Origin of the sequence: Stieleria sp., from assembly GCF_041595215.1 — a bacterium.
Taxonomy (GTDB): Bacteria; Planctomycetota; Planctomycetia; order Pirellulales; family Pirellulaceae; genus Stieleria; species Stieleria magnilauensis.
The window spans coordinates 1-2,722 of sequence record NZ_JBFHKV010001116.1 but is presented as its reverse complement, the minus strand read 5'-3'; the positions used below and the strand labels follow the sequence as shown (position 1 = coordinate 2,722).

Annotated in this window: 2 protein-coding genes; both read left to right on the top strand. The window is 60.1% G+C overall.

The annotated features are described in order from the left end of the window. Positions 1–926 (top strand): sugar phosphate isomerase/epimerase family protein (locus ABX749_RS28655; RefSeq protein ID WP_372899046.1); only part of this gene is annotated, 926 nt, incomplete at its 5' end. 293 nt (positions 927–1,219) lie between these two features. Beyond that, positions 1,220–2,524, top strand: coding sequence for a DUF1501 domain-containing protein (locus ABX749_RS28650; RefSeq protein WP_145221570.1), 1,305 nt, complete (start codon positions 1,220–1,222; stop codon positions 2,522–2,524). Positions 2,525–2,722 lie beyond the last annotated feature (198 nt).

Here is a 2,722-nt window from a genome sequence, read left to right as displayed (position 1 = left end):
GTCAAATCTGTGTTGAAACCCGTCTGAGATCCATTATGCCGAAACTTGCCGCATTCCCCAAAGCCTACATGCAGGCGCTTTGCAAAGACGGCTCGATGACACTGGCGGAGTGGTTCGAGCTGGCAACGACGTTGGACATCGACGGTCTGGAATTTTACACCGGCTTTTTGGAGCTGGCCGATCCCGCGAATTGGCCCGTGCTGCGAAAGCAAGTCGAAGACCTGGGCATGAGCATCCCCATGCTCTGCTGCTCGCCCGACTTCACCCACCCCGATGCCGCCTTTCGTGATGCCGAGATCGCCAAACAAAAACGTTGGATCGAGATGACCCACGCACTCGGCGGAAGCTACTGTCGCGTTCTCAGCGGCCAACGGCGGCCGGAGCTGACCGTCGACCAGGGCGTCCGGCTTGCCGCCGACAGCATCGGTGCCTGTCTTCCGTTTGCCCAACAGCGCGGCATCACGTTGATTCTGGAGAACCACTACAAGGACGATTTTTGGGAATACCCCGAGTTCGCCCAGGCGATGGACGTTTTCTGTGATCTGGTCGCGGCGATCGATCACCCCAATTTCGGCGTCAATTACGATCCCAGCAACGCGTTCCTGGCCGGCGACGATCCGATCGAATTGCTAAAGCGGGTTTCCGATCGCGTCGTCACAATGCATGCCAGCGACCGCTACCTGATCGAGGGAACGCTGGAGGACTTGCGGCGTGAAGAAGGCGGCGCAGTCGGTTATGCGAAACGGCTCAGCCACGGCGAAATCGGCAAGGGCCTGAACGACTACGACGCGATCTTCAGCGAACTGGCCGGCAAGGGATTTGACAGCTGGATCAGCATCGAAGACGGTGTCGACGGGATCGATCAATTGCGCCGCAGCGCCGATTTCCTGCGCAACAAGATCGCCCAGCATTGGCCGGGTGGTTGATCATCCAACCAGTGGTGGTCAATCCATCGCCGAGTGTCATGCGTTGCCCGGGGTAGGTTGACGCTGTGAAGCATTTGTTTCCTGCGTTTTAAGGCTTGACGGCTGGGCAAACGGGGATGACAATTCGGCGTCCGGCCCGGGACCTCCAGGCCCATCCCACCTTTCCACGTTGTTCGTCTTGTGATGTTCGACGTCTTGCCCCAGTTTCTTCGGCAATCCCTCGTTCAACACTTCGCCACCGCAAGTGTCGGATCTCTTCGTCCATGAACGAGGCCCCTCGGAGTTTTCGCTCTATGAAGTGCTACGGTAACGGTCTGTCCCGGCGGGGCGTGCTGCGCGTCGGGTTCCTCGGCGGTTTGGGCCTCTCGTTGGCCGACATGCTTCGGTTCGAAGCACTCGCCGAGCAAAAACACTACGAAAGCAAAGAGGGGACGGCGAAATCCGTCATCTTTATCTTTCTGCCCGGTGGCATGGCCCACCAAGAATCATTCGACCCCAAGCCTTACGCGCCGGTCGAATATCGCGGTCCGATGAACTCGATCGAGACGAAGGTTGCCGGGGTTCGTGTCAACGAACTTTGGAAACAAACCGCAACGGTCGCCGACAAGATCGCGATCTGCCGCTCGATGACACACGGCGAAGCGGCCCACGAACGGGGCACGCACAACATGTTTACCGGTTACCGACCCAGCCCCGCGCTGTCGTACCCCAGCATGGGAAGCGTCGTCTCGCACGAATTCGGCCCCCGACATGATTTGCCGCCCTACGTCTGCGTTCCCAACCAGCCCAACGAATTCGCCGGCACCGGGTACCTCAGTTCGTCTTATGCGGGGTTCAGCTTGGGCGCCGACCCCGCCGCGGCTGACTTTCGCGTACGGGATTTGAATCTTCCCGGCGGAGTGGACGGGAATCGTTTTACGTCCCGCCGAGATTTGTTGGACGTCGTGAACTCGGGTTTTCGTCAGCAGCAAGCATCCGATTCACTCGACGCCGTGGACACGTTCTATCAACGCGCCTACGCGATGATCAATTCGGACAAGGCCCGCGAGGCGTTTGACATCAACAAGGAAGACGACAAGATCCGCGACGAGTATGGCCGCAACGATGCCGGTTCGCGGTTGCTGTTGTGCCGACGATTGGTCGAATCGGGCGTGCGATTTGTGACGACGACCTACGGCGGCTGGGACATGCACGACAACATCCTCGGTGGCATCCAAGGCCAGGTGCCCAAGCTCGATCAGGCCTACGCGGCGCTGATCCGCGACCTGGATCAGCGCGGGCTATTGGATTCAACGATGGTCGTCCTGGCGAGCGAGTTCGGCCGAACGCCCAAGATCAACGCGACGGCGGGACGCGATCACTGGCCCAAGGTGTTTAGCGTGGTCATGGCCGGTGGCGGCATTCGCCCCGGCATCGTCTACGGATCGTCCGATGCGACGGCCAGCGAACCGAACGAAAACCCGTTGGACGTCGCCGACTGGGCCACCACGATTTATCACTGCATGGGCATCAACGCCGACAAGGAGTTGATGGCCCCGGGCGATCGCCCGATCGAAATCGTCGACGGCGGCACCGTCCGCAAGGATTTGATCGTCTAGGAGCCAACCCGTTGTTCCCTGGCTCCGCCTGACAACGCACTGACATGAAGACTCCCGCCCAATGCCAGCGACTTTGGCACTGTAGGAGGTAGCGGAACGGCGCGAGCCGTCCGGTTCCAGCTTGAAAACGCCGTGAATGACCGGAGGGCTCGCGCCCTGCCGCTAACAAGCCGTGAAAGACCGGAGGGCTCGCGCCCT

Bases quoted from the DNA above. Each gene is read 5' to 3' on its own strand.
- ABX749_RS28650 (WP_145221570.1), top strand. From the start codon at position 1,220: ATGAAGTGCTACGGTAACGGTCTGTCCCGGCGGGGCGTGCTGCGCGTC.